General features: G+C 60.0%; 6 protein-coding genes. 5 read left to right on the plus strand and 1 reads right to left on the minus strand.

The window, feature by feature from the left end:
* The 5 genes from WA989_RS09960 to WA989_RS09980 form a co-directional block, all read left to right on the plus strand.
* A partial coding sequence (locus WA989_RS09960; RefSeq protein WP_424340348.1) for a class I tRNA ligase family protein occupies positions 1 to 1,262 on the plus strand: 1,262 nt, incomplete at its 5' end.
* A gap of 14 nt (positions 1,263 to 1,276) precedes the next feature.
* Positions 1,277 to 1,420 (plus strand): hypothetical protein, encoded by a 144-nt coding sequence (locus tag WA989_RS09965; protein ID WP_424340349.1) that lies wholly within the window; start codon positions 1,277 to 1,279, stop codon positions 1,418 to 1,420.
* Positions 1,417 to 2,415: an isoaspartyl peptidase/L-asparaginase family protein gene (locus WA989_RS09970; protein ID WP_424340350.1), complete on the plus strand. Its 999-nt coding sequence runs from the start codon at positions 1,417 to 1,419 to the stop codon at positions 2,413 to 2,415. Before WA989_RS09965 ends, WA989_RS09970 begins: the two co-directional genes overlap by 4 nt.
* Positions 2,416 to 2,480: 65 nt before the next feature.
* On the plus strand, positions 2,481 to 3,422 hold the full coding sequence (locus WA989_RS09975; RefSeq protein WP_424340351.1) for an aldo/keto reductase: 942 nt from the start codon (positions 2,481 to 2,483) through the stop codon (positions 3,420 to 3,422).
* Positions 3,415 to 3,954: an N-acetyltransferase family protein gene (locus WA989_RS09980; RefSeq protein WP_424340352.1), complete on the plus strand. Its 540-nt coding sequence runs from the start codon at positions 3,415 to 3,417 to the stop codon at positions 3,952 to 3,954. The genes WA989_RS09975 and WA989_RS09980 overlap by 8 nt, the downstream gene beginning before the upstream one ends.
* Positions 3,955 to 3,956: 2 nt before the next feature.
* Here the strand turns inward: WA989_RS09980 and WA989_RS09985 are convergent, their stop codons facing one another.
* The gene (locus tag WA989_RS09985; RefSeq protein WP_424340353.1) at positions 3,957 to 4,619 is read right to left on the minus strand and encodes a hypothetical protein; all 663 of its coding nucleotides are present in this window, start codon (positions 4,617 to 4,619) and stop codon (positions 3,957 to 3,959) included.
* Positions 4,620 to 4,966: the final 347 nt, after the last annotated feature.

The raw sequence follows: 4,966 nt of genomic DNA on the forward strand, positions 1-4,966 counted from the left end.
AAGGCTGGCCGGAAGAGACTGACGCTCTGAAGCAATACTACCCGACCAGCGTGGTCGTCACCGCGCATGACATCATCTTCTTCTGGGTCGCCCGGAAGATGATGATGGGCCTCAAATTCATGGACGATATCCCGTTCCATGACGTCTACATCCACGCCCTCGTCCTCGACGAGAAGGGCCAGAAGATGTCCAAGTCCAAGGGCAACGCCATGGACCCGCTGGAGATCGTGGACCAGTACGGCGCCGACGCGTTGCGCTTCACCTTCGCCCGGCAGGCAGCCCAAGGGCGCAATATTCGCCTTTCAACCCAAGCCGTCGAGGGCTATCGCAACTTCACGACCAAGCTCTGGAACGCGACGCGCTTTGCCGAGATGAATGCGTGCGAGTTCGGCCACGAGCTCCAGCCGGGAGACCTCAAACTCCCGCTCAATCGCTGGATCGCCGCAGAGCTGGCCAAGGCCGCCGATGCCGTCACGGCCGCGCTCGAAGCCTACAAGTTCAACGAGGCCGCAGACGCACTCTACCAGTTCACATGGAACGTGCTCTGCGACTGGTATATCGAGCTCATCAAGCCGGTCATGAACGGCGAGGACGCCGCCGCCAAGGCCGAGACTCAAAAAGCCTGCGGCTGGGTGATCGACCAGACGTTCAAACTCCTCCACCCATTCACGCCTTTCGTCACCGAAGCGCTCTGGGAGCAAACCGAAGACGCCTCCCGCAAGCGCCCCGGCTTCCTGATGATGCAGGACTGGCCGAGCTTCAAAGGCGCCTGGGATGACGCTGATGCCGAAGCCGAGCTTCAATGGGTGCTCGACACGATCTCTGAAATCCGCTCGACCCGCGCCGTGCTTAACGTGCCGGCCGGCGCACAGATTTCGGCCTCGCTGATCGGTGCGTCTGACAAGGTGAAAGCCTGGGCGAACGCCAATGCGACCGCGATCAGGCAAATGGCCCGTCTCTCCGCCTTCGCCATTGCGAGCGACAAGCCGGCCCGCGCCGTGACGATCGCCTCCGGTGACGAGACCATCGCGCTTGAAGTCGAGGAATTCATCACCCCGGCTGATGAGATCGCCCGTCTCGACAAGGAGATGGCCAAGCTCGACAAGGACATCACCGGCACGGAGAAGAAGCTCCAGAACGAGAACTTCGTCTCCAAGGCGCCACCTGAAATCGTCGAGGAGAATCGCGAACGCGTCGTCGAATGGAAGGCAACGCTTGCAAAACTCGCCTCGGCGCGCGACCAATTGGCGTCAATTGGCTAGTCAGCGGAGTGCCCATGACCTTCTGGATCATCCTCGGCATCATCGCCTTTGTCGCGGTGGACATGATCGTGCTTGGCTGGGTGCTCAAGAACAAGGCGCGCCGCCAGCAGCCCGGATTGCGCACGCTTGAAGACGATGACAGGGGCGATACCGAATGAGATTTCTGACAGGACTTGTCTGCACACTGATGATGTTGGCATTCGGAACTGAAACAGGCAGCGCGCGCGAGGCAGGTGCCCCGGAATGGCGGATCGTCATTCATGGCGGGGCAGGGGTGATCTTGCGTGAAAACCTTTCGGCCGAGCAGGAAGCGGCCTACACCGCTGCGCTCGAAACCTCGCTCAAGGCGGGCGGCGAGGTCCTGGCTTCCGGTGGCAGCGCGGTAGATGCCGTCCAGGCCGCCGTTCTCACCATGGAAGACGACCCGCTCTTCAATGCAGGTCGCGGGGCTGTGATGACCGCTGCCCGCATCCATGAACTCGACGCTTCCATCATGGATGGGCGCGAGCGCAATGCAGGTGCCGTGGCGGGCGTCACCCGTGTGCGCAATCCGATCCTTGCCGCCCGCGCCGTCATGGACCAGTCCGAACACGTCATGTTCGCTGGCCAGGGCGCTGACAATTTTTCTGAAAGCGTTGGCCTGGAGCTGGTCGACAATTCCTACTTTACCACGGAGCGGCGCAGCCAGGCGCTTGACCGGGTGCTCAGGGAACAGACCCGCACCGACGCAGACCGCCACGGCACAGTCGGCGCGGTCGCCATCGACAAGGATGGCAACCTCGCTGCTGCGACGACGACTGGCGGCATGACCGCCAAGGCCGCTGGCCGGATCGGCGACTCGCCCATTATCGGAGCCGCGACTTATGCCCAGAACGGCGTCTGCGCCGTCTCCGCCACAGGCCACGGCGAATACTTCATCCGCGTCGGTGTCGCCAAGACGATCTGTTCGCGCGTCGAGCTCGCCAGCGAGACGATAACGGCGGCGGCTGAAAACGCCCTCGGACAGGTTGAAACCCTCGGCGGTGATGGCGGTGTTATCGTCATGGGCGGCGAAGGCCAGTACGCCTACGTCTTCAACTCCGCCGGCATGTATCGCGGCATGATGGACGCAAGCGGCGCGATGGAAACAGCGATTTTCGAGCAGGGCGAATGATCGGCTCGTAACGGCTACCGTTCGCACTAGCTGCAAATTGAAGCCGATCCATAGGAGACATTGCGATGGACATGCGTACCCTCGGTCACCCGGATGCGAAGATCGCGCCCCTGGTCCTCGGCGGAAACGTCTTCGGCTGGACCGCTGACAATGAGACAAGCTTCGACATTCTAAACGCGTTCCTCGATGGCGGCTTTAACGCGGTTGACACGGCCAATGTCTATTCGCGCTGGATCCCCGGCCACGAAGGCGGCGAGTCCGAGACTGTGATTGGCGAGTGGCTCGCAGCCGACAAGCGCCGCGATGAGCTCTTCCTGATTACCAAGGTCGGCATGGATATGGGCGACGGTAATGTCGGGCTGAAAGCCGACCGCATCATCGAGAATTGCGAGGCCTCGCTAAAGCGCCTGCGGACCGATCGTATCGACCTCTATTTCTCCCATGCGCCGGACGAAGACACGCCAATCGAGGAGACGCTGGAAGCGCATCAAAAGCTTATCGATCAGGGCAAGGTCCGCTTTGTCGGAGCCTCGAATTATGACGCCTCACAGCTGGCTGAGGCGCTAAAGGCCGGTGAAGTCGAGGGCTGCGCCTCTTACACCGTGCTGCAGCCGCATCTTAATCTGATCACGCGGGACCAGTATGTTGGCGATCTTGAGGATCTTTGCCTCGAAAAGGGCCTTGGCGTTATTCCCTATTTCTCGCTCGCCATGGGTTTTCTGACCGGCAAGTACCGGTCCGAGTCCGACCTGGGCAAAAGCCCCCGCGGCGGGCGCATGAAAGAGTGGCTGACGGACCGCAACCTGGCTTTACTCGACACGATGGAAGAGATCGCCAGGCGCCATGATGCGACCATGGCTCAGATCGCGCTCGCCTGGATCCTGGAACGGCCGAGCGTTACCGCCCCGATTGCGAGCGCGACGAGCCTCGACCAGCTCGAGGACATTATGGGGGCCGCCTCGGTGAAGCTTACCATCGACGAGATCAGCACACTGACCGATGCCTGAACAGGCCGCGTTCAGTCTTGTCGTCCGGGAGGTCGGGCCAGACGACCTCGATGCTCTGGTCGCGCTTTCGCGCAAGACGTTCTGCGACAAGTTTGCCCATCTCTACCGGCATGAAGACCTCGAGGCCTTTCTGGACGAGTCTCACAGCCATGCCTTCTTTGGCCCCCTGCTGACGCGCGACGATGTCTTCATCCGCGTTGCGGAAACAGAGGAGGGAAAGCTCGGCGCCTATCTCCTCTGCGGCCCGCTCAGCCTGCCGGCGACTGATCCAGCGCCGGGCGCAGTTGAGCTGAAACGCCTCTATGTCGATGGTCCGCTACAGGGCCGGGGTCTTGGCAGCCGCCTCGCAAAGGAGGCCTTCGCCTGGGCGGACGCCAACAAGGCTCCCGAAATTTACCTCTCCGTCTTTTCCGAAAACCACGGGGCTCAACGGCTCTATGATCGCATGGGTTTTGAGGAGGTGGATGAATTTTGGTTTCCCGTCGGTGAACACAGGGATCTTGAGTTTCTGATGCGTTGGCGCCGGAGATAGGATTACCAGCCGGCGATCTCTTTTCCGTCATCCGGGCAGAAGATCGCGTTTGGCGTGAAGTGCGCCTGCGTTGGCTGCATCTGCAGAAGATTGTCCGGTCGGCGGCGCCAGCCCTTCAGGCCGGCTATCGGTGAGATATCCTGAAAGACGAGGTGATCCTCTGCCGTTGCTTCGATTGCGGGCGGCGATTTCAGAACCAGTTGACCGAGGAAAATCACGTCCTGCGCGCGCACATCAAATTTGAAGGTGCCGCTGGAGAGGCAATAGGATTGCTTCTTGTCACTACCGCGATCGGTAAACGAGACCTGGCTCAGGACATATTCACCTGGCGACATGATGATTTTCTCGGTGGGCAGCACTTTGAATGCGTTTTGCTCCACGTCGGTTGAGCGTTCGGCCGTAACCAGATGCCGGCCGTCCTCTGCTTTGATCGCTGGCGCAAGGTCCCCGTTCGCATCTCTGATGACAGGCATAAATTGCAATTCGACATTTTCGTACCCGGTTGCGGCCAGCGCAGCGTCGGGGGCCACGATCAGCTTGACGTGAAGCGTGCCCATGAAGGGGGAGGCTCGCGTGACGGTGATGCGATTGAGGCGACGCTCCGCATCTTCCACAGGCTCCGGCATGGCGTCATAAGCGGCACCATGAAAGATCACGGTCAGCAAAGCGAGCGATAAAAGCTTCCAGCGATTTAAGTCCAGTCCCATTTCATTCCTCAAGCAGCGATGGTGATGCGGCGCTCTTCGGCCCCTGCCAGTCCGACCCGTTATTCGTGCCAATTATCCCCCATGCGCAGCGGAAGATGGATGGTTTTTTGCATAATTCCAATCTGCCAACTGACTCTGGTAGGCTGAATTGTGGGAAGAGGGCAAAATATTCTACGAAATCTTGTTCGGCTCTCGAAATGTACCGAAAATATACTGGTTTTGGCCTGCCTGAATCGTGGATAGGGGCAGGATATTTCTTCAGGCATAAGACGGAAATTTCTGCCTATGGACTAGCGCGCCTGCGC

This window comes from Henriciella sp., assembly GCF_049649345.1.
Lineage (GTDB): Bacteria > Pseudomonadota > Alphaproteobacteria > Caulobacterales > Hyphomonadaceae > Henriciella.